This window comes from Streptomyces milbemycinicus, assembly GCF_002154605.1.
GTDB lineage: Bacteria > Actinomycetota > Actinomycetes > Streptomycetales > Streptomycetaceae > Streptomyces > Streptomyces milbemycinicus.
In genome coordinates this window covers 1-22,972 of sequence record NZ_MUNE01000502.1, presented here as the reverse complement: position 1 = coordinate 22,972, position 22,972 = coordinate 1, and the positions used below count along the sequence as shown (strand labels likewise).

21 protein-coding genes and 3 pseudogenes are annotated in these 22,972 nt (G+C 69.4%); 17 read left to right on the top strand and 7 right to left on the bottom strand.

The window, feature by feature from the left end:
• Positions 1 to 62: 62 nt before the first annotated feature.
• The 6 genes from CCN51_RS35600 to CCN51_RS35575 are packed head-to-tail and all read left to right on the top strand — an operon-like array spanning position 63 to position 6,032.
• Positions 63 to 1,409: an extracellular solute-binding protein gene (locus CCN51_RS35600; protein ID WP_014173923.1), complete on the top strand. Its 1,347-nt coding sequence runs from the start codon at positions 63 to 65 to the stop codon at positions 1,407 to 1,409.
• Entirely contained in the window at positions 1,406 to 2,452 is a 1,047-nt protein-coding gene (locus CCN51_RS35595) for a carbohydrate ABC transporter permease (protein WP_014173922.1), read from the top strand. The genes CCN51_RS35600 and CCN51_RS35595 overlap by 4 nt, the downstream gene beginning before the upstream one ends.
• Complete coding sequence (locus tag CCN51_RS35590) at positions 2,449 to 3,270, top strand: carbohydrate ABC transporter permease (protein ID WP_014173921.1); 822 nt, start codon at positions 2,449 to 2,451, stop codon at positions 3,268 to 3,270. Before CCN51_RS35595 ends, CCN51_RS35590 begins: the two co-directional genes overlap by 4 nt.
• Complete coding sequence (locus tag CCN51_RS35585; RefSeq protein ID WP_014173920.1) at positions 3,267 to 3,950, top strand: bifunctional 4-hydroxy-2-oxoglutarate aldolase/2-dehydro-3-deoxy-phosphogluconate aldolase; 684 nt, start codon at positions 3,267 to 3,269, stop codon at positions 3,948 to 3,950. Before CCN51_RS35590 ends, CCN51_RS35585 begins: the two co-directional genes overlap by 4 nt.
• Positions 3,947 to 4,915, top strand: a complete 969-nt coding sequence (locus CCN51_RS35580) for a sugar kinase (RefSeq protein ID WP_014173919.1) — start codon at positions 3,947 to 3,949, stop codon at positions 4,913 to 4,915. The genes CCN51_RS35585 and CCN51_RS35580 overlap by 4 nt, the downstream gene beginning before the upstream one ends.
• Before the next feature lie 40 nt (positions 4,916 to 4,955).
• The gene (locus CCN51_RS35575; protein WP_014173918.1) at positions 4,956 to 6,032 is read left to right on the top strand and encodes a lactonase family protein; all 1,077 of its coding nucleotides are present in this window, start codon (positions 4,956 to 4,958) and stop codon (positions 6,030 to 6,032) included.
• Between the two features lie 123 nt (positions 6,033 to 6,155).
• Here the strand turns inward: CCN51_RS35575 and CCN51_RS35570 are convergent, their stop codons facing one another.
• On the bottom strand, positions 6,156 to 7,193 hold the full coding sequence (locus tag CCN51_RS35570; protein ID WP_063647518.1) for a transposase: 1,038 nt from the start codon (positions 7,191 to 7,193) through the stop codon (positions 6,156 to 6,158).
• Positions 7,194 to 7,318: 125 nt separating this feature from the next.
• On the opposite strand from CCN51_RS35570, the gene CCN51_RS35565 reads away from it, so the two are divergent.
• On the top strand, positions 7,319 to 7,813 hold the full coding sequence (locus tag CCN51_RS35565) for an integrase core domain-containing protein (protein ID WP_342749405.1): 495 nt from the start codon (positions 7,319 to 7,321) through the stop codon (positions 7,811 to 7,813).
• Between the two features lie 159 nt (positions 7,814 to 7,972).
• On the opposite strand, the gene CCN51_RS35560 is transcribed toward CCN51_RS35565, so the two are convergent.
• The 4 genes and pseudogenes from CCN51_RS35560 to CCN51_RS35535 form a co-directional block, all read right to left on the bottom strand.
• Entirely contained in the window at positions 7,973 to 8,260 is a 288-nt protein-coding gene (locus CCN51_RS35560; RefSeq protein ID WP_043489037.1) for a YiaA/YiaB family inner membrane protein, read from the bottom strand.
• A 557-nt stretch (positions 8,261 to 8,817) separates the two neighbouring features.
• Positions 8,818 to 9,051, bottom strand: a pseudogene (locus tag CCN51_RS58215) (aminoglycoside phosphotransferase family protein); the annotation flags it as partial.
• Positions 9,052 to 9,345: 294 nt separating this feature from the next.
• Complete coding sequence (locus CCN51_RS35540) at positions 9,346 to 9,654, bottom strand: FadR/GntR family transcriptional regulator (protein WP_055413856.1); 309 nt, start codon at positions 9,652 to 9,654, stop codon at positions 9,346 to 9,348.
• Positions 9,651 to 10,043 (bottom strand): GntR family transcriptional regulator, encoded by a 393-nt coding sequence (locus tag CCN51_RS35535; RefSeq protein WP_014173914.1) that lies wholly within the window; start codon positions 10,041 to 10,043, stop codon positions 9,651 to 9,653. The genes CCN51_RS35540 and CCN51_RS35535 overlap by 4 nt, the downstream gene beginning before the upstream one ends.
• Positions 10,044 to 10,240: 197 nt before the next feature.
• Between CCN51_RS35535 and CCN51_RS35530 the strand changes: the two genes are divergently transcribed.
• The 9 genes and pseudogenes from CCN51_RS35530 to CCN51_RS35490 all read left to right on the top strand — a co-directional run bounded on the left by CCN51_RS35530 (position 10,241) and on the right by CCN51_RS35490 (position 21,157).
• Complete coding sequence (locus CCN51_RS35530; protein WP_014173913.1) at positions 10,241 to 11,530, top strand: alpha-L-fucosidase; 1,290 nt, start codon at positions 10,241 to 10,243, stop codon at positions 11,528 to 11,530.
• On the top strand, positions 11,517 to 12,869 hold the full coding sequence (locus CCN51_RS35525) for an ABC transporter substrate-binding protein (protein ID WP_014173912.1): 1,353 nt from the start codon (positions 11,517 to 11,519) through the stop codon (positions 12,867 to 12,869). The genes CCN51_RS35530 and CCN51_RS35525 overlap by 14 nt, the downstream gene beginning before the upstream one ends.
• Positions 12,869 to 13,801: a carbohydrate ABC transporter permease gene (locus CCN51_RS35520; protein ID WP_014173911.1), complete on the top strand. Its 933-nt coding sequence runs from the start codon at positions 12,869 to 12,871 to the stop codon at positions 13,799 to 13,801. The genes CCN51_RS35525 and CCN51_RS35520 overlap by 1 nt, the downstream gene beginning before the upstream one ends.
• Positions 13,798 to 14,715 carry a carbohydrate ABC transporter permease gene (locus CCN51_RS35515; RefSeq protein ID WP_014173910.1) on the top strand — a complete coding sequence of 306 codons (918 nt, stop codon included), beginning with the start codon at positions 13,798 to 13,800 and terminating at the stop codon, positions 14,713 to 14,715. Before CCN51_RS35520 ends, CCN51_RS35515 begins: the two co-directional genes overlap by 4 nt.
• Before the next feature lie 34 nt (positions 14,716 to 14,749).
• Positions 14,750 to 15,838 carry a mandelate racemase/muconate lactonizing enzyme family protein gene (locus CCN51_RS35510; protein WP_014173909.1) on the top strand — a complete coding sequence of 363 codons (1,089 nt, stop codon included), beginning with the start codon at positions 14,750 to 14,752 and terminating at the stop codon, positions 15,836 to 15,838.
• A gap of 18 nt (positions 15,839 to 15,856) precedes the next feature.
• Entirely contained in the window at positions 15,857 to 16,189 is a 333-nt protein-coding gene (locus tag CCN51_RS35505; RefSeq protein WP_014173908.1) for an L-rhamnose mutarotase, read from the top strand.
• Complete coding sequence (locus CCN51_RS35500; RefSeq protein WP_014173907.1) at positions 16,170 to 17,084, top strand: amidohydrolase family protein; 915 nt, start codon at positions 16,170 to 16,172, stop codon at positions 17,082 to 17,084. Before CCN51_RS35505 ends, CCN51_RS35500 begins: the two co-directional genes overlap by 20 nt.
• Positions 17,081 to 18,076 (top strand): aldo/keto reductase, encoded by a 996-nt coding sequence (locus CCN51_RS35495; RefSeq protein WP_014173906.1) that lies wholly within the window; start codon positions 17,081 to 17,083, stop codon positions 18,074 to 18,076. Before CCN51_RS35500 ends, CCN51_RS35495 begins: the two co-directional genes overlap by 4 nt.
• Before the next feature lie 46 nt (positions 18,077 to 18,122).
• Positions 18,123 to 21,157: pseudogene (locus tag CCN51_RS35490) on the top strand (alpha-mannosidase).
• 48 nt (positions 21,158 to 21,205) lie between these two features.
• Here the strand turns inward: CCN51_RS35490 and CCN51_RS35485 are convergent.
• Positions 21,206 to 21,889 (bottom strand): GntR family transcriptional regulator, encoded by a 684-nt coding sequence (locus tag CCN51_RS35485; protein ID WP_043486201.1) that lies wholly within the window; start codon positions 21,887 to 21,889, stop codon positions 21,206 to 21,208.
• A gap of 202 nt (positions 21,890 to 22,091) precedes the next feature.
• On the opposite strand from CCN51_RS35485, the gene CCN51_RS35480 reads away from it, so the two are divergent.
• On the top strand, positions 22,092 to 22,313 hold the full coding sequence (locus tag CCN51_RS35480; RefSeq protein WP_014173902.1) for a hypothetical protein: 222 nt from the start codon (positions 22,092 to 22,094) through the stop codon (positions 22,311 to 22,313).
• Positions 22,314 to 22,673: 360 nt separating this feature from the next.
• Here CCN51_RS35480 and CCN51_RS58210 read toward each other — a convergent pair.
• Positions 22,674 to 22,972: pseudogene (locus CCN51_RS58210) on the bottom strand (DUF742 domain-containing protein); the annotation flags it as partial.

Genomic DNA, 22,972 nt, shown 5'->3' with positions numbered 1-22,972 from the left:
CGGCCACTGCGGCCTGCCCTCCTCCCTCTGCTCGGACACCCGCACACGAAAGGCTGACAAAGATGTCCCTTCCTGACACGGCTCCCCTCGGACGGCGTCGCTTCCTCACCGTCTCGGCCGGTGCCGCGCTGGCCGCCACCGCCCTGCCCGGCTGCGCCGCTTCCGTCGAGGACAGCGGCTCCGGCGGCGGTAGCGAGACGCTCACGATCATGTCCGTCGAAAACGAGATGGACAAAAAGACGATCAAGGCCGCGGAAGCGGCACTGGGCTGCAAGGTCAAGTTCGTTCTCTACGACACCACCAAGCTCAACGCCATGCTGGCCAGCAAGACCCCGCCGGACGTGGTGCGCGGTCTCGGCGCGACGGACACGCCGTACTTCGCCGCGCGGGGGGTGATGACCGACCTCGACCAGTACTTCGCCAAGAGCAAGGCGCTCAAGGTCTCCGACCTGGACCCGGTCAACGACGTGTGGCGTTTCGACGGAAAGAAGCAGGGCGCCGGCCCCCGCTACGGCATGGCCAAGGACTACTCACAGGACTCGATGTTCTGGTACCGCACCGACCTGCTCGAGGAGGCCAAGCTGGACCTGCCCAGCGAGACCGAGCCGCTCTCCCAGGACGAGTGGCTGGACATGGGCAAGCGCCTGGTCAAGCGCCGGCTCGGCAAGGTCAAGGTGTACGGGATGAACGCCTCGGGGCTCAGCACCTTCTGTACGATCATGGGGATGACGGCCTCGGCCGGGGGCAGCCTGTTCTCCCAGGACCTGACCTCGGTGGACTTCTCCTCGCCTGAGGCGCTCAAGGCGCTGAACTGGTATCTGGAGTACGCCCGGGCCGACATCGGCCCGAGCGTGTCCAACCCCAACCCGGACGGCTGGGACTGGCCCACGTACCAGGCCGGGCGCATGGCGATGGCCGGCGACGGTTACTGGTTCGGCGGCTCGATCGGCGGTGACGCCAAGCTGGCCAAGGTGTCCCGGTTCGCGCCCGCCCCCCAGCTCGGCAGCCACCGCATCAGCCCCTGCTTCGGCGCCACCGGCTACTGGATTCCCAAGGAAGCCAAGAAGAAGGACCTGGCCTGGAAGTTCTTCGAGTGGTACTTCGGCGGCAAGCCGGCCCAGGACCGGGCGGCCAGCGGCTGGGGCATCCCCACCCTGAAGTCGCTGCACTCGCAGATGCCCCAGAGCCAGCCGTTCCAGAAGCAGGCGTACAAAGTGCAGCAGCAGGAGCTGAAGCACTTCTCCGTCCTGACCTTCTCCCCGTACGCCCAGCTCACCGCCCTGGACGCGTCCATCAACAAGATCCTGCCGGGCGCGGTCAAGTCCAAGACCGCCGCCGGCAAGGTGGCCGACCAGCTCAACGCGGACATGAACAAGCAGCTCGCCAACGGAAAGAAGGTCCTGGGGTGAGCGTCGAGGTCACCAGGGCCGCCGAGTCCCTCGCGCCGTCCCCGGACAGGCAGGCGGCGGGGCGGGCCCGCCACTCCCGCCCGGCACGGGCGAGCGGTCTCCGCTCGGTGCGGGGGCGCCGGGCCCGTGCCTTCTACCTCTTCGCCGGCCCGTGGCTGGTGGGCTTTCTGGCGCTGACGGTCTACCCGCTGGGGTACGCGCTGTGGCTCAGCTTCACCGACTCCGACGGGCTCTCTCCCCGCACCCACTTCGTGGGCCTGGCCAACTACAAAGAGGCCCTCACCGATCCGGACACGCTGCACTCTCTGGCCCGCACCGGAGTGTTCACCGCGATCACCGTGCCGCTGACCATCGTGGCGGGGCTCCTGCTGGCCGTACTGATCAACCAGCCGATCCGGGCCCGCGGTCTGTTCCGCACCCTGCTGTATCTGCCGGCGGTGGTACCGCCGGTCGGCGCCGCGCTCACCTTCAAGCTCATCTTCGACCGCGACTCCGGAGCCGCCAACGGCGTGCTGGACGCCCTGAACATGAACGGTGTCGCCTGGCTGATGGACCCCTACGCCCGCTGGGTGCTGATCATGCTGACGTTGTGGGGAGTCGGCAATGTCATGATCATTTCGCTGGCGGGGCTTCAGGACATCCCCAAGGAGCTGCACGAGGCGGCCCGGATGGACGGGGCCAGCGCCTGGCAGTCCTTCACCCGCATCACGCTGCCGCTGCTCTCCCCCGTGCTCTTCTTCCAGGTCGTCACCGGCATCATCGCCGCCCTGCAGAGCTTCATGCCGCTGCTGATCGCGCTCGACCCGACCCCGCACGGCGTCACCGCCGTGCCCGAGAGCAACTACTTCTACATGATCAACGTCTTCGCCCAGTACTTCGCCAACGGCCGGTACGGGTACGCCTCGGCCCTGCTGTGGATCCTGTTCGCCTGCATTCTGGTGATCACCTTCCTCGTCTTCAGGCTCAGCAAGGGCATGGTCTTTTACAACACAGCCCCGGAAACGGCCACGACCAAGCCGCGCACGCTCGGAGGCAAGCGATGACCCTGGCCAAGCGCAGCGCCGTCTACATGGTTCTGGTGGCGCTCCTCGTCCTCTTCCTCAGCCCGTTCGGCTGGCTGGCCATCACCGCGCTGAAAGATGTCGGCGAACTGCGGGCCCTGCCCATCCACTGGTGGCCCCACCACCCGTCTCTCGGCAACTTCCAAGAGGCCCTGACCCGCATCCCCTACCTCGCCTACGCCCGCAACTCCCTGACGATAGCCACCATCTACTCGGTGCTGGTGACGCTGGCCTCGGCCTGGGCCGGCTACGGCTTCGCCCGCCTCGACGCACCGGGCAAGCGCGTCATCTTCGGCCTGCTGATGTCGACGATGATGCTGCCGGCCGTCATCACCCTCATCCCCACCTATCTGGTGTTCGCCAAGTTCAATCTGCTGAACACCTATATGCCGTGGGTCCTGTGGGGCCTGTGCGGCGCCCCGTACCTGATCTTCCTGTTCCGCCAGTTCTTCTCCAACATGCCGAAGGAGCTGGAGGAGGCGGCGATCGTCGACGGCTGCGGACATATCCGCATCTTCTGGCGCATCTTCCTGCCGCAGTCGTGGCCGGTCATCGCCACCAGCCTGATCCTGTCCTTCTCCTGGACCTGGGGCGACTACATCGCCCCCGCCCTGCTGCTGGACAGCGACCGCACCACCCTGGCGGTGAAGCTCGCCACCGGCTACGTGAACGAACACGGCGCCCAGCTCAGCAACCTCGTCGCCGCGGGCGCCGTGATGTACGTCGTGCCCGTGCTCGTCCTCTTCCTGATCATGCAGCGCGGCTTTGTCTCCGGCATCAGCACCTCGGGCCTCAAGTGACCAGCCGTCCGGACATCACACCGCAGCTGCTGCGCACCCGGGTCATGGCGATCCTCCGGTCGGACGACGGCTCCGGGCTGCCCGCGGTTGCCCGGGCCCTGACGGCAGGCGGCATCACCTGCCTGGAGGTCACCCTCACCACGCCCGGCGCGCTCGACACCCTGGCCCGTATCCGCGATGAGTTGGGATCCGGCGTCGCGGTCGGCGCCGGTACGGTCCTCACCACCGGCCAGGCCCGGGACGCGCTGTCCGCCGGAGCCCAGTTCCTGGTGGCGCCCAACGTGGACACCGCCGTCATCGGCAACGCGACCCGCGGCGGCACTCCGTGCTACCCGGGCGCCTGGACACCCACCGAGGTGGCCACCGCCTGGCAGGCGGGCGCGGCGGCCGTCAAGCTCTTCCCGGCCTCCACCGGCGGCCCCGCCCATCTGCGACAGCTGCGGGCGCCCCTGCCGCATATCCCGATCATCGCCGTCGGCGGTGTCGGGGTCACCCAGGCCCGGTTCTTCCTGGACGCGGGCGCCCACGCCGTGGGCATCGGCTCCCCGCTGCTGCGCGGAGCGGATCGCGATCCGACCCCGGACGCTCTGGGGCGCCTCACCGACAGAGCACGCACGCTGCTGGAAGCGGTCAGTGCCGCCGCAGCGGAAGCCGCACCGGAAAAGGAGGCCGACTCGTGAAAGGTCCGGGCACGGAGCCGTACCTCGTGACGGTCGGCGAAGCACTGGCGGTCCTGTCCTCACCGGAACCCGGGCCGCTCGCCCTGGGGACGACGATGCGCCTGGGGGTGGCCGGAGCGGAGTCGAACGTCGCCATCGGGGTCAGCCGTCTCGGCGGGTCCGCGACCTGGATCGGCCGCGTCAGCGACGACGGGCTCGGCGAGCTGATCCTGCGCGAACTGCGCGCGGAAGGGGTCACCACCGTCGCCACCCGGGACACCGCCCCCACCTCGCTCCTGCTGAAGGAGCAACGCACCTCCACCCACGGCCGCACCCGCTACTACCGCACCCACACCGCGGGCGCCCGGCTCTGCCCACAGGACATCCCCAAGCACATCGTGGCGGGCGCGGCGGTCCTGCACATCACCGGGATCACACCGGCCCTGGGCGACGCCCCGGCCCTGGCCGTCCGCAGAGCGGTGGACATCGCCTCCGCCGCCGGGGTGCCGATCTCGTTGGACATCAACTTCCGCTCCCTGCTGTGGGACGAGACCAGGGCCGGGGACGCCCTGCGGCCCCTGCTGCGCAAGGCCGACCTGGTCTTCGCGGGATCGTACGAAGCCCGGCTGATGGTTCCCGGCACGCCCGACAGTGACGGGCCCGAGCAGCTCGCCAAGAGCATCTGTGCCCTCGGGCCCGCCGGCGCCGTGATCAAACTGGGGGAGGCGGGAGCTTTCGCCCTCCTGGACGGCAAGGCGTACCGGCAGCCCGCCGTGCCCGTCCGCGTCCACGACACGGTGGGCGCGGGGGACGCGTTCGCTGCCGGATATCTGGCCGAACTGCTCGCGGGTGAGCCGCCGGAGCGGCGGCTGCGGACGGCGGCGCTCCTTGGCGCCTTCGCGGTCAGCTCAACCGGCGACTGGGAGGGCCTCCCCCGCCGCGCCGAACTGGCCCTGCTCGACCACCACGACGACATCCTCCGCTGACCACGCCCCGGCCCCTAAAAGGAACCCCCAAGGACCCCTCATGCCGACACCGACTCCCTCCCCCGACGAGCTGCTCGTCCTCACGGGCTCCTACACACCGGACACCGGAGGTAGCGGTGCCGGGCTCGCCGCCGTACGGTTCGCCCCGGGAACCGGCTCGCTGAAGGACGAACCCCGGGTGTCCCCTGTGCCCCTCAGCGGCGCCTCGTTCCTCGCGGCACATCCGTCCCTGGACGTCGTCTACAGCACGAACGAGGCCGACGCCGGCGCCGTCAGCGCCGTCCTGCGACGGAACGACGAGGTGCTGTCCCCCCTCGGGGCCCCGGTCGGCAGCGGCGGCGCCAACCCGTGCCACCTCACCGTCCACCCCGACGGGCACTGGCTGCTGACGGCCAACTACGGCAGCGACACCATGCCGGGCAGCGTGGCGGTGCACCGGCTCGACGCCGACGGGCGCATACGCGAACTGACCGACGTCGCCGTCCACGAAGGGACGGGCCCGGTCCGCGGACGGCAGGAAGGCAGCCACGCCCATCAGGTGGTGGTCGCCCCGGACGGCCGCTTCGTCCTGGCCACCGATCTGGGAGCGGACGCCGTCTTCACCTACCGCCTCGACACCCGGACGGGACACCTGCAGCAGACCGCGGTGAACCGGGCACGCCCCGGATCCGGACCGCGCCACCTGGCGTTCGCGCCCGACGGCACCTGTGCCTGGAGCGCGGACGAACTGTCCTCCACCCTCACCTGCCACCGCTACGACCCCGACGTCGGCACCCTGACCGCGGTCTCCCGCACGCCCGCCACCACGATCCGGGACGTCTCCAACCAGCCCGGCGGAATCGTCGCCTCGCCGTGCGGGCGCTTCGTCTGGGTGACCAACCGCGGCGCCGACACGGTGGCCGCCTTCCGGGTGTCCGGCACCGACCTCCAGCCGATCGGCGAGGTGCCCAGCGGCGGGATCTGGCCCCGCGGCCTTGCCCTGGTCGCCGGCCATCTGCTCGTGGCCAACCAGCACAGCGGCACCCTCGCCGCGCTCCGCGTCCTGCCCACCGGAGCCCTCAGCCGACCCGCCCCGGCCTCGCGCGTCCCCTCGGTCGTCTGCACCCTCGCCCTCTGAGGGCGTCCTCCACCCTCGGCCGTTCTATGCTCTGGGCAACGCCGCCTGGTTGGAAACAGCACAACCACCCGCCTGCTGACGGTGGCCATGACGCCCCAATCCTGTGCGACTCTGTCGCCCGATTCACGGATAGCGTGTGCGTGTTTTCCTGCGGGGTCGAGGATTGAGGTCGAGGTCGGCGAAGTGGGTGCGGCGTGTGGTGCCGATGGGGTGTCCGGTGAGGTGGGCGTCGATGCGGTGGAGATTGATTGCTGCGGCGCTGAAGACGTAGGCCAGGCCGGTCTTGGCCTGGCCTCGGTAACGGCTGCGGCGGATGCCGGTGGTGCGGACGGCCTGGGAGATCGCGCCCTCGACGCCGGCGCGCATGGTGAAGCGCTGTTTCCAGGCGTCGGTTTCCTGTGCGGCACGTTGCTGTTCGAGGAGTTCGTGTTCCTCGCGGGGGTGCAGGGTCAGGCGCCGGGTGAAACCGCTGGTGCACGAGGTGCGGACCTTGCAGTTGCGGCAGGCCCATTCGGGGAAGATGACCACGGTCCGCGGCTGTCCGTCCATGCGGGTGCTGCCCCAGTAGCGGCTCTTGGCCCCCTTGGGGCAGACGGCGTACTGCTCGTCCCAGTGGATCTGGAAGTCGGTGAGCGCGAAGCCCTGGTTGGCCCGGGTCTGGCGGTCACTGGCGGGCGGCAGGGGCCCGAGGATGCCGATGCCCTGGGCGCGTGCGGTCAGGATGATCGCGGCGGAGGTGTAGCCCCCGTCGACCAGGTGCTCTCCTGGTTTCGCTCCGCGCCGCTCCAGGTGTTCGTGGACGGTTGCGACCAGGCGGGAGTCGTCCACCGCGGCGTGCGTGGTGGCCACGTTCACAATCACATGAGGGAGATCATTCTCGCAGGTCTCGCTGTAGCGGACCTTGTAGCCGTCCCAGATCAAGCCGCGCTTGACCGCGCAGCGCGCATCCGGATCGTGCGGGCTGACCAGCCGGAGTCTGCCCGGCGGAAGGTCTTTGCCCTCCCGCCAGCGCACCCCCTCACCGTGTTCGCCGCCTCGGTGGTACTGCTGGATCCACGCCCGGCGCAGGACCTGCACGGCAGGCAACTGCCGCGACCAGGCCGGCGTATCAGGCCGATGGACCGCCTCCAGCAGGGCGAAGCCGTCCACTCCGACCTGCACCGCGAACGCTGTGCCGCTCGAAAGGCCCCACCTGACGCGAGTTCCTGACCACGCAAGCCGAGGGCCTCATCGCGGCAGACTTCTTCCACATCGACACCGCCCTCGGCAGACGGTTGTATGCGCTGGTGTTCCTCGAGCACGGCACCCGGCGACTGCGCATCACCGGGGTCACCGCCCACCCGACCCGGGACCGGGCAGTGCAGCAGGCGCGGAATCTCACCGCCGGCCTGGGCATACGCATCGAGACCCTGCCCTTCTTGCTGCGCGACCGCGATGGCAAGTACGGCGAGGCCTTCGACGCCGTCTTTCGGGCCGAGGAGACGGAGATCCTCAACAGTGCGCCACAGGCTCCCCGCATGAATGCGCACTGCGAACGCACCATCGGCAGCATCCGACGCGAAGCCCTCGACCACGTCCTCATCATGAACGAGGCCCATGCCCGCCACGTTTTCGCGGCCTACGAGCGGCACTACAACGAACACCGACCTCACCAGGCCCGCAACCAGCGACCACCCGACGCTCACAAACAACCCGCCGCAGCGCATGCCCTCAGCACCGGCAAAGTCCTGCGCACCCGGATCCTCGGCGGCCTCATCAACGAGTACAAATATGCGGCATGACACGCAGCGATGACTTTTCGAGCGGCACAGGACTCTGTCGCCCGATTCGTGGTGAGACCTGATTCGATCAGCCTCACCTGCGCGTTCATCGTGAGCGGCCCACCGGTTTCACCAGGTCGACCGAATCGGGCGACAGAGTCGCACAGGATGCGGAACGGTTCACAGCTTTTCGAACGGATCGTGCTCGGCGAGCAATTTCTCCATCCGCGCCTGATCGACCCGGCTGACGATCTGCCCGGCCTCCTGACGGTCCCGGATCACCTTGGCCAGGGTAAAAGCGGAGGTCACCAGATAGAGGACGGCGATGGCCAGGAAGCCGCGTACCCAGGCGTCGGCGTGCAGCCGGAAAATGCCGATAGCGGTGGCCGCCATGGCGACAGCGAAGGAGGCGACCGCCTGACCGTAGAACGCGGCCGTACTCTGCTGCCTGACTGATGTCTCACTCATGCGGACAAGAATCGGCAGAGGCCGCCCGCCCCGCATCCGACCCGATACTCAGCTATGTACTCAGAAAACAGGCCTCCCCAGGACGGGCCGCCTTTCTGTCTGCCCTGAGCCGGGCTGAGGTTCCCCCGAGATGCGGGGAGAGGTGACAGCTGGTCAGATGTGCTGTTCGCCCACCAGGACGGGGAGGCCACCAGCGTGCTGGAGGCCTCCGGCACGGCCGTGGTCGTGAAGGTGCCCACCCGCTGGACAGACCTGGATCGATCGGCTGATCTTGTTGTCGGCCACCGCCGACTGGAAGTTATTTCGTCGCGCGACGGGACTGTGCAACAAACCTCGGCCGCCCAACACTCGGGCCATTGCGTGAACACCGGATCGTCTCACCGCGCACCCTGCTGGCCTGGCACCAGCGTCTGGTGAAGCAGAAGTGGACGCAGTCGCCGTCTACTGGGCGGCCTCCGCGCCCGAGGAGATCCGCGACCTGGTCATCCGGCTCGGCGCTGAGAACTCCCGATGGGGCTTCCGACGCGTGCACGGCGAACTGCGCTGCCTCGGGCACAAAGTGCGGGCACCACAGGCCCTTCAGCCCGGGCGGCGAGCCGCAGCGCGGCCACCTCGCGGGCGTACCGCTCGTCGGCGTCGGGACCTTCGACGATCTGCTTCACCACCGCCGGTGCCCCGGCCAGTTCCATGCTCCACACACGTGAGCGCGGACTGCTGCCCAGACGCCGAGAGCGCCTGGGTGGGCCCAGCTCGGCCCGTAACTCATCCCCGAACGGCAGTCGCGACCACATGACCTCATCGTTCCACGCGGGCGAACAACTCCGCGGCTGCGGCGGATGACTGGCGGCCGTTAACGCTGCGGTTGCTTGTGAGCGTTCGACCAGGACGCCGCGTTCGAAGCGGGCGTCGGCGCGGACTAGGGCGACGAGGTCGAGTACCACACCACGTCACCCCGGCTGACTCATCATCCACAGGAAACGCCCAGCTCAGCAGCCTGATCGGAATAGTGACACTCTTCAGGGCAACCGGACGCCGCCGCATTGTGCACTCGCCCGGCGCGCTGCCTCGCGAGCTCGGGCGTCCTGTCAGGAGTCGCCGGTGTTCCTCAGTCGCGACCTCGACGCCTCCAGGTGGTCGGGCATGGCGTGCGCCGCGGCCTCCGGGTCCTTGGCGCGGATGGCGTCGAGCACCGCCTGGTGCTCGACGACGGCCTCACCGGCGATGCTGTGCCGGAAGTAGAGGCGGTAGCTGTGGGTGTGCGCGCGGAACCGGCGCAGCGTGTCGGCCATGAGCGAGCTGCAGCTCGCCTCGGCGATGCCGTCGTGGAAGGCGGCGTCGAGCTCCGCGAAGCCGCGATACGCCTCGTAGGTGTCGCCGCGCAGCGGCGGTCTCATCCGCTCGAGCGTGCGGTGCAGGCCGGCCAGTTCGGCTGCGGCCGCGTACCGTGCCGCGCGTTTTCAGCGGCGGCCGGCTCGAGGAGCAGGCGGATATCGTAGAGGTCGTCCAGGCCGGTCCGGCCGAGCAGGGGGGCGACCAGGTAGCCGGCGTTCGGCCGGCGCACGACGAGGCCCTCGGACTCGCATCGGGCGAGGGCTTCGCGGACCGGCGTCTGGGATACGTCGAGTTGGCGCGCGAGCCCGGCGATCGACAGCTTCGTGCCGGGCTCCAGGTCGTGATCCATGAGCAGGGTCATCAGCGCCTGGAAGACCCACTCACGAACGCTGATCTTGACCGATCCACGGGAATCCGAGCTGTTCGTCGCGGCTGTGGCCGTCAGCGGCACGGGGGTCACTCATCAACCCTCCGCATCGTCGATCACTGAAACCACGCGCTTGACGCCACTCAATCAGGAGGACGGCTTCGATCGTTGTGAAATCTTCCGACGACTGGTTGACGTCCGATCGGAAGACCTGCATCCTCAATCAAATCCTATAGCATCCGATTCGGATCAAGATCCTCTCGATGGGGAGGGTGACCCTCATGACCATTCCCGACTGGTTCGGTGAAGCGGCCTTCGGGCTGTTCGTCCACTGGGACCACGCCAGTCAGCAAGGCGTGGAGATCGGCTGGCCGCTGGTCGGCCATTCGATCCTTCCGGGCCGTACCGAGCCTGAAGCCGACATCACGGTCGCGCAGTACCAGTCGACCGCCGCGACCTTCGATCCGCACCGCTGGGATCCGCGGGCGGTCGCCCGCCTCGCCCGCGCCGCGGGTGCGCGCTATGTCGTCTTCACCGTCCGGCACCACGCCGGCTACTCGATGTACCACACCGAACATTCGGACTTCTCCATCGCGGCGTCACCGTACGGCCGCGACATCACCCGCGAGTTCTTCGACGCGCTGCGCGCCGAGGGCCTGCGGGTCGGCGTCTACTACTCGCTGCTGGACTGGAACCATCCGGACTACCCGGCGTTCACCGACGCCGACCGCCCCTACCCGCACGACCGGTACCGCCGGCCGTCGCCGGAGAGGTGGGCGCGCTACATCGACTACGTCAAGGGACAGCTCACCGAGCTGCTCACCCGGTACGGGACGATCGACCTGCTCTGGTTCGACGGGGAATGGGAACGCACCGCGGAGGAGTGGCATGCCGCCGAGCTGCGCGAGCTGATCAAGTCGCTGCAGCCGGAAGTGATCATCAACGACCGGCTGCCGGGTCGGGGCGACTACGCCACTCCCGAGCAGGGCATGCCGCGCCGTCCGCCGGGCGGACCGTGGGAGCTGTGCCTCACCATGAGCGACAGCTGGGCGTACCGGCCCGACGACCTGGACTACAAGAGCCCGCGCCTGCTCGCCGGCTACCTCAGCGAGGTCGTCTCGCGCGGCGGCAACTTCCTGCTCAATATTGGGCCGCGCGGCGACGGGTCGCTTGTGCCGACCGAAGTGGCCACACTCAAGCGGCTCGGCGCCTGGCTCGCCAGCCACGGCGAGAGCCTCTTCGGCGCCGGGCCGGCGTCCGAACGCCTCGACTTCCACGGCCCCGCAACCCAGCATGACGACACCATCTACCTGCACCTGCTGCTCCAGCCGCAGGACCTCCTCGTCGTGCGCAACGTGCCCATCGGCTCGGTGGCCGGCGTGCGCATGCTCGGCACCGAGCAGCCTCTGGAGTACTCCGTCAATGAGGAAGTGCACAAGGCCAACGGCGCCGAGGACGAGCCCCTCGGCGAGCTGTTCATCACCGTGCCGCCACCGACCGGCGCCCTCATCGATGTCATCGCCATCGAACTGTCCAACTCCCGGAAAGACGAGTCACGTGCGGGCCTTTAACACTTCCAAGGCGGCCAGGCGCGCCGCCGTCCTGCTCGCGGCCGCGAGCATCCTCTCGGCGTGCGGCACCGGTCCGGGCGCTTCATCCGGCGACGGCAAGTCGCTACGTGTGCAGATCCCCGCCGGGCCGATGGCCGATCGGATGCAACAGGTCGGCAATGATTTCGAGAAGGCCAACCCCGGCACCAAGGTCACCTTCGAGAGCGTCGACTCCAACAGCTCCCGCGGCCCGAACGTGGCTCTGCTCAGTTCGACCGCCACCCCGGACATCGGCTACCTCCAGCGCAGTACCGGCGTCTGGTCGGCGCTGCTGAAGAACAAGCAGCTCACCCCGATCGATGATGTGTGGGATGCCGCTGGCCTGGCGGACAAGTACGCCAAGAGCCAGACCGCCTACTACACGACCAACGGGCATCACTACGGCGTTCTCTACGAGGAACTGCTGATCGCCCCGATCTACTACAACAAGGCGGCGTTCGCCAAGGCAGGCATCCCCGACCCGGCCGATCACCAGGTTGCCTCCGTCGCCGAGTTCGAGTCCATGGCGGCCAAGTTGAAGGCCGCAGGGTACGAGGGCTTCGGCGTCGGTGGGTCGAGCCCGTACGACCTGGGGCACACGCTCGACGCGCTGCTGCCCACCGCGGTGTCGGAGAGCGATTACCAGGCCATGCTCACGAACTTCAAGCCGGGGTCGCCGACGAACGTCAAGTACACCGACCCGGGCTTTGTGAAGGTACTGCGGACCATCCAGGACTGGCAGAAGAAGGGCATCTTCCAGAAGGGGATGCTCGGCATGGACACCACACAGGCCCAGGCGCTGTTCAGCAGCGGCAGGCTCGCGATGCTGCAGGGCGGCAACTACAGCTACGCGGACCTGAAGGCGGCCAAGCCGTCGTTCGACATGGGCTGGTTCCTGCTGCCGCCGCTCACGAAGGGCCGCAAGACGCCGTTCAACGCCTTCAACGGCGACACCTTCGTCATCCCGGCCAAGGCGGCGAACCCGGGGCTGGCCAAAAAGTTCCTCAAGTTCTTCATGACCGACAAGTACCAGGTCAGCGTGGTCGCCGCCAGCGGCTCTCTGCCAGTGTTCACCTCAATCCAGCCGTCGAGGCTGTCGAACCTGGGCGACCTGGTGCAGCAGCAGTTCGAGGTGTCCAAGTCCGTCGGACTGGTCAACATCTGGGACTCGACCGTGCCGTCCACGCTCGGGCAGTCGTTCGCGGTGCCGGTGCTGCAGAAGCTCGTCTCCGGCAAGCTGACCCCGCAGCAGGCAGCCCAGCAGTTCCAGACCGGACTGGAGAACCTGCAATCCGGCAAGGTCTCCGGGGCGACGGACTGATGGCCGCCCAGGAGATCCCCCCGGTTGCCGCCACCGCCACCGCCACCGCCCGCAGGCCACGCCGCAGCGCACAGAAGTTCCCGATTCTGATCGTCGCACCGGCGCTGGTGCTGATGACCCTGCTCATCGCCTACCCGGTCGCGGAGTCGGTGCACATCAGCCTTGGCTCGTGGGACGGCATCGGATCTGTCACCTACCGCGGGCTGGCCAACTACCGGCGGCTCATGAACGACTCGCTGGTCCGGCAGTCGATCGTGACCAGCCTGGTGTTCTTCGTCGGCACCGTGGTCTTCACCGTGGTGATCGCGACCTTGCTCGCCAACGCGATCAACCGGAAGGTCCCCGGCGCCCGCTTCTTCAAGACCATCTGGTTCCTGCCGGTGATCGTCCCGGTCAGCGTCGCGGGCGTCTTCTGGTCCAACTCATTCCAGCCCTCCACCGGCGTGGTGAACACCGTGCTCGGCTCACTCGGACTCGGCGACGGACACGCCTGGCTCGCGTCGCCGACGACCGCGCTGATCGTGACGATCTTCGTCGCGGTGTGGACGCAGACCGGGTACGCGATGCTGATCCTGCTGGGCGCGATGGACACCATTTCCCCCGAGGTCCACGAGGCGGCCACGCTCGATGGCGTGTCCGAAGCCGGACGGCTTTTCCGGATCACACTGCCGAACATCGTGCCGATGCTCGGTACGGTCACGACCCTGATGTCGGTGTTCGCCTTCAACGCCTTCGGCATCATCTACGCGATGACCCGGGGCGGGCCCGGCAACGCCACGAGCATCCTGCCGGTGCTGGTCTACAAACAGTCGTTCGTCGACCAGGACTACGGCTACGGCTCGGCCACCGCCGTCGTGACGACGCTGATCGTCGGTGTCATCGGCGTCGTGGTCCTGCAACTGTTCCGCCAGCAGCGGCTGGACGCGCGATGACGGCCCCGACGACACCGGCCTGGCGCGCGAAGACCTGGACGGCCGACATGGCGGCAGGCACACGCCGGCACGGACGGCTCCGGCGACGCGGCCCGCTGTGGTACCTCGGGTACCTGCTGCTGCTCGTCTGGACGCTGATCACCATCGTCCCGTTCCTGTCGATGCTGTTGCTGTCACTGCATCCGACGGCCGACATCTACGCCCATCCGCTGGGCCTCAGCGGTCGCTGGATGCTGTCGAACTACTACACCGCCTGGCGCGGCACAGTCGGCGGGGCACCTCTGCCGACGTACATCGGCAACAGCCTGCTGATCACGCTGTGCAGCCTCGCCATTGGCGTGACCTGCGGCAGCCTCGCCGGCTACGGCATGGCCCGCGCGACCCGCGCACTGTCGGGCGTGGTCAGCCGCATCATGGTGCTCGCGCTGAGCATCCCGCTGATCGTCGCGCTGATTCCGACGTTCGAACTCCTCGGCAGGTACCGCCTGCTCAACAGCGTGCTCGGCATCTCGCTGGTGTACGCGGCGTTCATGACGCCGACCATCGCCCTGATCATGCGGTCGGTGTTCGCCGCCGTGCCGCGCGAGCTGCTCGAGGCGGCCAAGATCGACGGATGCGGGGAGTTCGCTGCGCTGCTGCGCGTCGTCCTGCCGATCAGCAAGGGCGGGTTCATCTCGGTCTCGATGCTCGGGCTGATCTTCGTCTGGAGCGAGGTGCAGTTCGGCGTGGTCCTGCTGACCCGCCCGCAGAACCGCACGCTGTCGGTCGGGCTGCTGTCCTTTCAGGGACAGTTCGTCAGCGATCAGGGAGCCTTCTTCGCCGGCCTCACCATCGCGACGTTTCCCATCGTCATCCTCTTCCTCATCTTCCAGCGCTACGTCACGAGCGGCATCACGCTGGGCGCCCTCAAGTGAGCCGTACCGTGCCCCGATCCAGGAAGCACACGACATGACCCGAATCGAACGCATCGACGTCCAGCTGGTGGATCTCGAGCCGGCGGCCGTACGCGTCGACGCGATGCAGTCCTTCGTCAAGCAGGAGACGGTCCTCGCCACAGTCCACACGTCCGACGGGCTGTCCGGCATCGGGTACTCCTACACCATCGGGACCGGCGGGCGGGCCGTCGTGTCGCTCATCCGGGACCACTTGGTCCCGGCGCTGCTGGGGCGGGACGCCCGGCCCGTCGAGGCACTGTGGCGGCACATGCTCGACCAGACTCGGGCGACGACCGTCGGGGCAATCACCTCGCTGGCGTTCGCCGCCGTCGACACCGCGCTGTGGGACCTGCGCGGTCGCCGTACCGGCGAGTCGCTGTGGCGGATGGCGGGCGGCGCCCACGAGCGGCTGCCCGTCTACGACACCGAGGGCGGCTGGCTGCACCTGCCGATCGAAGAAGTCGTGGCAGGCGCGCAGCGGTCGGCCGCGGCCGGGTTGCGCGGCGTGAAGATCAAGGTGGGCAGGCCGTCGCCGGCCGAGGACGCCGAGCGGCTCGCGGCCGTCCGCGTGGCCGTGGGCCCGGAGCTGGAGGTGATGGTCGACGCGAACCAGGCCTTCACGGCCGCCGAGGCGATCCGCCGCGCTCGCACGTACGAGCCGCTTGACATCGCCTGGTTCGAGGAGCCTCTGCCGGCCGACGACCTGGCCGGGCACCGCCGGCTGTCCGCCTCGACCAGCGTGCCGGTGGCGGTCGGCGAGTCGCTGTACTCCGTCCAGCGGTTCGGCGCCTACCTGGCCGCGGGCGCGGCCGGGATCGTCCAGGTCGACGTCGCCCGTGTCGGCGGGATCACCCCCTGGCTGAAGGTCGCGCACGCCGCCGAGGCCTTCAACGTCGCGGTGAGCCCACACTTCCTCATGGAGCTACACGTCAGCCTTGCCGCGGCCGTGCCGAACGGGATCTTCGTCGAGCACATACCGCAGCTCCAGGCGATCACGCACAGCACGCTCGCCATCGAGGACGGCTGCGTGACCCCTCCCGACGTACCCGGCATCGGAATCGACTGGAACCCCGACGCCCTGGACGACCACCGGGTCGCCTGAACGACTTGAGGAGCCTTGATGAAACGGGTGGCCACCGTCATCCGGCTGCGGCCGGAGAAGGAGCAGGAGTACCGGGAGCTGCACGCGACCGTGTGGCCGGACGTGCTGGTCGCGCTGCACCGCGCCCACATCGGCAACTACTCGATCTTCCTCCGGGACGGCCTGTTGTTCAGCTACTACGAGTACACCGGGGACGATCTGCACACCGATCTGGCGCGACTCGCCGAGGACGAGACGACGCAGCAGTGGTGGCAGCTGACCGATCCCTGCCAGGAGCCGGTCACATCGGCGGCCGACGGCGAGTGGTGGGCGCCGATGGAGGAGGTGTTCCATGACGACGGACCGCGCTGAAGCCGCCGAAAGCGTGGCGGGACCGCCACGTGTCGACGCGCACCACCACGTGTGGGACCTGTCGGTCCGGGACCAGCCATGGACGCGGGACCTGCCCGTCCTGCGCCGCGACTTCACCATGACCGACCTGGCACCGCAGCTCGACGCCCACGGCATCGACGCGACCGTGGTCGTCGAGACGGTGGACTCGACGGACGAGACCGTGGAGCTGCTGCGGCTGCACGCGCGCGACATCCGCGTTGCCGGTGTCGTCGGCTGGGCCGACCTCACCGCCCCCGACCTCGCCGGCATCCTGGACCGGCTGCGCGCGGCGGAGGGCGGCACCGGCCTGGTCGGCCTGCGGCACCAGGTTCAGCTCGAACCGCCCGGCGCGGCAGAGGGAGACTGGCTGCTGCGCCAGGACGTCGCCGCCGGCCTGGACGTCCTGGGCGACCGCGGGCTGGTCTTCGACCTGATCGTCACCGCCGCACAGCTCCCCTCGGCGATCGAGGCGGTACGGCGCCACGCCGGCACCTCCTTCGTCCTCGACCACGCGGGCAAGCCACCCATCGCGGCGGGCGCGATCGAACCGTGGGCGACGCACATCGCCGAGCTGGCGGCCCTGCCGAACGTCGCGGTGAAGTTCTCCGGCCTGCTCACCGAGGCCGGCGACGGGCAGCGCGACGCCGAGCACTTGCTCCCGTACGCCCGGCCGCTGCTGGAGGAGTTCGGCGCCCGGCGGCTGATGTTCGGCTCGGACTGGCCGGTGTGCACCCTGGCCGCCGGCTACGGGCACACCTTGTCGATCACTGCGGCGCTGCTGGAGACGCTCGACGACGCGGACCGGGCCGCCGTGTACGGGGGCACCGCGAACCGCTGGTACGGGCTCGCCGTTGGCAGCGGGGCCGCCGCGTGAACCGCCGGCGGATCGGACGGACCGGCGTCCACGTGACCGAGCTCGGCTTCGGCAGCGCGCCGATCGGGAACCTGTACGCCGCCGTCGACGACGAGCAGGCACAGGCGACCGTCGACGCGGCCTGGCAGGCCGGCGTCCGGTACTTCGACACGGCGCCGCACTACGGGCTCGGCCTGGCCGAGCAGCGGCTCGGCCAGGCGCTGGCGTCCAGGCCCCGCGCCGAGTACGTGATCTCGACGAAGGTCGGGCGGCTCCTCGTCCCCAACGACGATCCTCGCGGCACGGATCTCGACTCGGGGTTCGCCGTGCCGGACACGCTGCGGAGGCGCCTCGATTACTCCCCCGCCGGGGTCAGGCGCAGCCTCGAAGACAGCCTGACCCGGCTGGGCGTCGACCACGTCGACATCGCCCTCGTACACGACCCCGACCTGCACGTCCCGCAGGTGATCGCCGAGACGGTGCCGGAGCTGCTGCGGATGCGCGACGAGGGCCTGGTTTCGGCGGTCGGCGTCGGCATGAACTACTGGCAGCCGCTCGCGGAGATCGTGGACCGCTGCGACGTGGACGCCGTGATGCTCGCCGGACGCTGGACCCTGCTCGACCGTTCCGGCGAGCCGCTGCTGCACCGCTGCGCCGAGCGCGGCGTGTCGGTGCTCGCGGCGGCGCCGTTCAACTCCGGCATTCTCGCGCGGACCGAGCCGGGCGAGGACGACACCTTCGACTACGCGCCGGTGACCGAGCCGGTGCTGCGCCGCGCCCGCGATCTCGCCGCGCTCTGCCGGGCCGCGGGCATCGAGTTGGCCCACGCCGCGCTCCGCTTCCCGCTGCGGCGGCCGGAGGTGGCGTCGGTGGTCGCCGGCATGACCTCCCCCGACCAGGTGCGCCTCGCTGCGCGGCGGGTCGACGAGCCCATCCCTGATGCGCTGTGGCCGCGAATACGGCCCGCGGCACCGCTGCCCGAGGGCGCGTTCAGTCGGCCGCCGTCGCCGTGAGCACGGCGTGCACCACCCCTCCCTGAGGATAGGAACACCACCCACCATGGACGACAACACGCTGGAAGCACGCCTGAACCGGGCCGTGCGCGACCGCATTGAGCCAGCCGTCCACCGCGACCGCGCCCCGCTCACCGTGGCGGCGTGGCACGCGCCCGGCGAGCCGGTCCCGTGGCCGGCCGACGCCGAATACCGGCCGTTCGAGATCGGGACGCCCTGGGACCGGCATGGAGCACTACATGGTTCCGGTTCCAGGGCACGGTGCCCGCCGCGTGGCCCAGCGCGGCTGTCGAGGCCGTCGTCGATCTCGGCTTCGACGCGCGCACGCCGGGTTTCCAGGCCGAGGGCCTGGCGTACAGCCCCGACGGGACGCCGCTGAAGGGCGTTGCTCCGCGCACCGACTGGGTGCCGGTCACGCCCGCGCCCGACGGGAGCGTCGAGTTCTTCCTCGAGGCCGCCGCCAACCCGGACCTGCACCAGGGGAACTGGTCATTCACCCCGACGAACCAGGGTGACGTGCGCACCCGCGACCCGCGGCCGCTGTACCGGCTCGCCCGGGCGCAGCTCGTGCTGCGCAGCACCGAGGTGGCGGACCTGCTCGCCGACATCCGCGCGCTCGACGGCCTGCGGCGCCAGTCCTCTCCGACGCCCCGCGCCGGATGGCGATCGCCCGTGCGCTGGAGCAGATGCTCGACGCCCTGGACCCGCACGACGTTCCCGGCACCGCCGCCACCGCGCGAGCGATGCTGCGCGACGTGCTCACTGCGCCCGCCCACGCGAGCGCTCACTCGGTCGTCGCGGTCGGCCACGCGCACATTGATTCGGCATGGCTCTGGCCCGTGCGCGAGACGATCCGCAAGGCGTCGCGAACGTTCAGCAACGTAATGACGCTCATGGACGACGAGCCCGACTTCGTCTTCGCCTGCTCGCAGGCCCAGCAGTGGGAATGGATCAAGAACGAGCACCCGAAAGTCTGGCAGCGAATGCTGGCCAAGGTGCGGACCGGGCAGTTCGTCCCCGCCGGCGGCATGTGGGTCGAGTCCGACACGGACATGCCCGGCGGTGAGGCCCTGGTGCGGCAGTTCGTGTTCGGCAAGCGGTTCTTCCAGACCGAGCTCGGCGCGGAGACGCAGGACGTCTGGCTGCCGGACTCCTTCGGCTACAGCCCGGCACTGCCGCAGATCGCAGCGCTTGCCGGCTGCCGGTGGATGCTCACCACGAAGATGTCGTGGAACGACAGCAACTCCATGCCGCACCACACGTTCTGGTGGGAGGGGCTGGACGGCACCCGGCTGTTCACCCACCTGCCGCCGGTCGAGACCTACCACTCCGAGCTGTCGGCCGCCGAGCTCGCACACGCCTCGCAGACCTTCACCGAGCACGGCAGGGCCAGCGTGTCGCTGGTGCCGTTCGGCTGGGGCGACGGCGGCGGCCCCACCCGCGAGATGCTCGCGGCGGCCCGCCGTACGGCGGATCTGGAAGGATCGCCGAGGGTAGGGCTCGGCGGCCCCGAGGACTTCTTCCGCCGCGCCGAGGCGGAGTACCCGGACGCGCCGGTGTGGCGCGGGGAGCTGTACCTCGAACTGCACCGCGGCACCTACACCTCGCCCTCGCAGGCCCGCACGAAGCGCGGCAATCGCCGCAGCGAGCACCTGTTGCGCGAGGCCGAGCTGTGGCTGACCACCGCCGCCGTCCGCGGGCTGGCCGACTACCCGTACGACGAGCTGGCCGCCGTGTGGAAGCAGGTTCTACTCAACCAGTTCCACGACATCCTGCCCGGCTCCTCGATCGCGTGGGTGCACCGCGAGGCGGAGGCCGCGTACGCCGACGTCGACAAGCGGCTGAATGCACTCATCGAGGGGGCGCAGGCCGTGCTGGGCGGCACCGGCGACCTGCCGCTGCTGTTCAACGCGGCCCCGCACGAGCGCGACGGCGTCGCGAGCCTCGCCGCGGGCCCGCCGCGGACGGCCGGACCCGGCACGGTCGAGACACACCCCAATCGGGGGCACCGCCTGGCCAACGGTCTCGTGGCGGCGACCTTCGACGAGGCCGGCCTGCTCGTCTCCCTGGTCGACCTGGCGAGCGGCCGCGACGCAATCCCCGCCGGGGAACCCGGGAACCTGCTGCAGCTCCACCGTGACGTGCCCAGCAGGTGGGACGCCTGGGACATCGACCGGCACTACCGCGACAGCGTCGAGGACCTGACGGCGGCCACCGCGTGTACGGCGTGCGATCGAGCAAAGCGGGGACCGGCTCGTCATCCGGCGATCATTCGGCAAGCGGGGTGCGTCGGCGGTGGTCCAGGAGGCGTGCCTGGAGCCTGGGCGTCCCTGGCTGCGGGTACGGACGAGTGTCGACTGGCAGGAACGCGACGCGCTGCTGAAGCTGAGCTTCCCGCTCGACGTCCACGCCGAACGGCACGCGGCGGAGACGCAGTTCGGCCACCTGGAACGGCCGACGCACGAGAACACCTCCTGGGACGAGGCGCGCTATGAGGTCTGTGCCCACCGGTGGATCCACGTGGCCGAGCACGGCTTCGGCGTCGGCCTGGCCAACGCGACGACGTACGGCCACGATGTCACGCGGCACACCAGGCCGAGCGGCGGCACCGCGACCGTGCTGCGCGCCTCCTTGCTGCGCGCGCCGTCCTTCCCCGACCCGGACACCGACCGCGGCGAGCACACCTTCGATCACCTGCTCGTGCTCGGCGACATCGGTCAAGTGATCGAGGCCGGCTACGCACTGAACCTGCCGCCGCGGGTCCGACTCGGCGAGCACCCGGTCCCCCCGCTGGTGAAGCTCACCGGCGACGGTGCCGTCATCGAGACGGTGAAGTTGGCCGACGACCGCGGCGGAGACGTCATCGTACGGATCTACGAGTCGCGGGGCGGACGGGCCGACGTCGAACTGCGCACCGCCGACGGCCTCGGCGACCCGGTCGAGGTCGACCTGCTGGAACGGCCGCGTACGGAGGGCGGCGCGATCACCCCGGTCGACCGATCGCGGTTCCGGCTGCGCCTCCGTCCCTTCCAGATCGTCACCATACGCCTGACGCCGAGCGACGACGGCGACCCGAGCTGAGACGCGTTGGAGCCGAGCACCGCGCCCGGGTGTGCCGCCCGCTGGCGCTCAGCGGGACGCGGTCCGGCTGCGCGCCGGGGGCTGGGGGCGGTGGCGCACCCGGCTGGAGCGCAGATGCGTGGCCATCGCCTCGGCCGCCTTCTCCGGGTTGCGCTGCACGAGAGCATCCAGGATGTGCTCGTGCTCGGCGACGGTGGCGTCGACAGATCCGGGCGCGCTGTTCAGCCGCAGCATGTGCAGATGGGCGTGGAGGCGGTTGACCGCGTCGGCGAGAAGCGGCCGCCCCGCGGCCTGGGCCAGCACATCGTGGAACTCCTGGTCGAGCGCGGCGAACCGGCGATAGTCCGAGTACTTCTCGCCCAGGTCGGGCTGGCGGCGCATCTCCTCGACGATGGACCGCAGTTGGTGCAGTTCCTCGTCGCCCGCGTTCTCCGCGGCCAGTGAAGCGGCCCGGGGTTCGAGCAACAGCCGCATCTCGAACAGGTCCAGCAGGGCGTCGGGGTCGAGCAGGTCGGTGGCGCGATAGCCGGCGTTGGGCCGCTTGACCATGAGCCGCTCCGACTCGAGCCGGGCGAGCGCCTCTCGCACCGGGGTCGCCGACACGTTGAGCTGACGGGCCAGTCCCTCGATGTTCACACGGGCGCCAGGTTCGATCTCGTGGTCCATGACCATCGTCTTGACGCTTTCGTACACGCGATCGGTCAGCGCATCCTGTCGAGTCCCATCAGCCATGGCATCAATCATAGAGAATCCCTGCTCATGCGGGTCCCCACGCCAGCCCGTCCATCATTCGAGTGTGCTCTGCCCTGCGCCTGCCGAAAAACCCGTCCGCCCTGGTGGGAGGTGGTGTGCGAGGGTTTAGGGAGTCTCGTTGGAAGGCGCTCGCCCCCGTGCCCTCGCGCGGCTGTCGATCGTCGCGGAATGATGGTCGGCTGTGCTGCTACGACTGGGCTACCTGGCTGTGACCCACGCGTTCGCCATGCTGCGCCTGCTACCGATGAGCGACCGCGACAAGGACGCGGAGATCCTTGCCCTGCGCCACCAGCTGATGGTGCTGGAGCGGCAACTCGGCAAGGAAAGGGTGCGGTTCGCTCCTGGCGACCGGGCGTTCTTGGCGGCACTGCTGCTGTCAGGCTCGAAAAGTCATCGCTGCTGATCAGGCACCATACCGGTGCTCATTGATAACGCCGCCGAGGACGTTTGCGCAGGAGTCTGCCTGCGTCGAGGTCATGCGGGACTGTTGGCTGCTGGTGGGCTCTCATGTGTCGACGCCGGGCTGTGTCCTCAAAGCCTCATGCAGGCCGGCCTGCACATCCAGGACATCATCGAGGCCGGCGACGGCGGCATCGTGGTGGGAGTCGAGCAGCGCCTCACGAAGGCCGGTCTCGATGTCCAGGACAGTGCCGAGGTCATCGGAAAGTACCTGGTAGCCGTCCGCGAGCCACCGCTCCGCGGCCTTGCCTCCGGTACGAGCGTGGCCTGGGCCCTGTCCTGCCCGGACATCCGCGTCCGGGTGCTTACGGAGTCCGCTGAGCACTCTTTCGAGCAGGGCCGCGTCGGGCTGTCCGCCGGCTTCGCCGCTGCCTGGCTGGTGGATGACTACCATGCCGGCTTCTGCCAGGTCGGCGACAAGGATGCGGGCCGCCCCGATCGGGATCGACAGCAGTGCCGACACCTCGGCCACCGCCTTGACCTCACGGCACAGGTCACAGATCCGCTGGTGCTCTGGGTGCAACGCCTGGTAGGCCCTCGGATCGGCCGTGGTTGTCACCAGGGCCTCGATGGCCAGCTGGTAGCGCGGCCGGGTCCGGCCGC

Coding starts and splice junctions, on each gene's coding strand:
- CCN51_RS35600 (WP_014173923.1), top strand. CDS start 63: ATGTCCCTTCCTGACACGGCTCCCCTCGGACGGCGTCGCTTCCTCACC.
- CCN51_RS35590 (WP_014173921.1), top strand. CDS start 2,449: ATGACCCTGGCCAAGCGCAGCGCCGTCTACATGGTTCTGGTGGCGCTC.
- CCN51_RS35575 (WP_014173918.1), top strand. CDS start 4,956: ATGCCGACACCGACTCCCTCCCCCGACGAGCTGCTCGTCCTCACGGGC.
- CCN51_RS35560 (WP_043489037.1), bottom strand. CDS start 8,260: ATGAGTGAGACATCAGTCAGGCAGCAGAGTACGGCCGCGTTCTACGGT.
- CCN51_RS35540 (WP_055413856.1), bottom strand. CDS start 9,654: ATGAGACCGCCGCTGCGCGGCGACACCTACGAGGCGTATCGCGGCTTC.
- CCN51_RS35530 (WP_014173913.1), top strand. CDS start 10,241: ATGACCATTCCCGACTGGTTCGGTGAAGCGGCCTTCGGGCTGTTCGTC.
- CCN51_RS35520 (WP_014173911.1), top strand. CDS start 12,869: ATGGCCGCCCAGGAGATCCCCCCGGTTGCCGCCACCGCCACCGCCACC.
- CCN51_RS35515 (WP_014173910.1), top strand. CDS start 13,798: ATGACGGCCCCGACGACACCGGCCTGGCGCGCGAAGACCTGGACGGCC.
- CCN51_RS35510 (WP_014173909.1), top strand. CDS start 14,750: ATGACCCGAATCGAACGCATCGACGTCCAGCTGGTGGATCTCGAGCCG.
- CCN51_RS35505 (WP_014173908.1), top strand. CDS start 15,857: ATGAAACGGGTGGCCACCGTCATCCGGCTGCGGCCGGAGAAGGAGCAG.
- CCN51_RS35500 (WP_014173907.1), top strand. CDS start 16,170: ATGACGACGGACCGCGCTGAAGCCGCCGAAAGCGTGGCGGGACCGCCA.
- CCN51_RS35485 (WP_043486201.1), bottom strand. CDS start 21,889: ATGGCTGATGGGACTCGACAGGATGCGCTGACCGATCGCGTGTACGAA.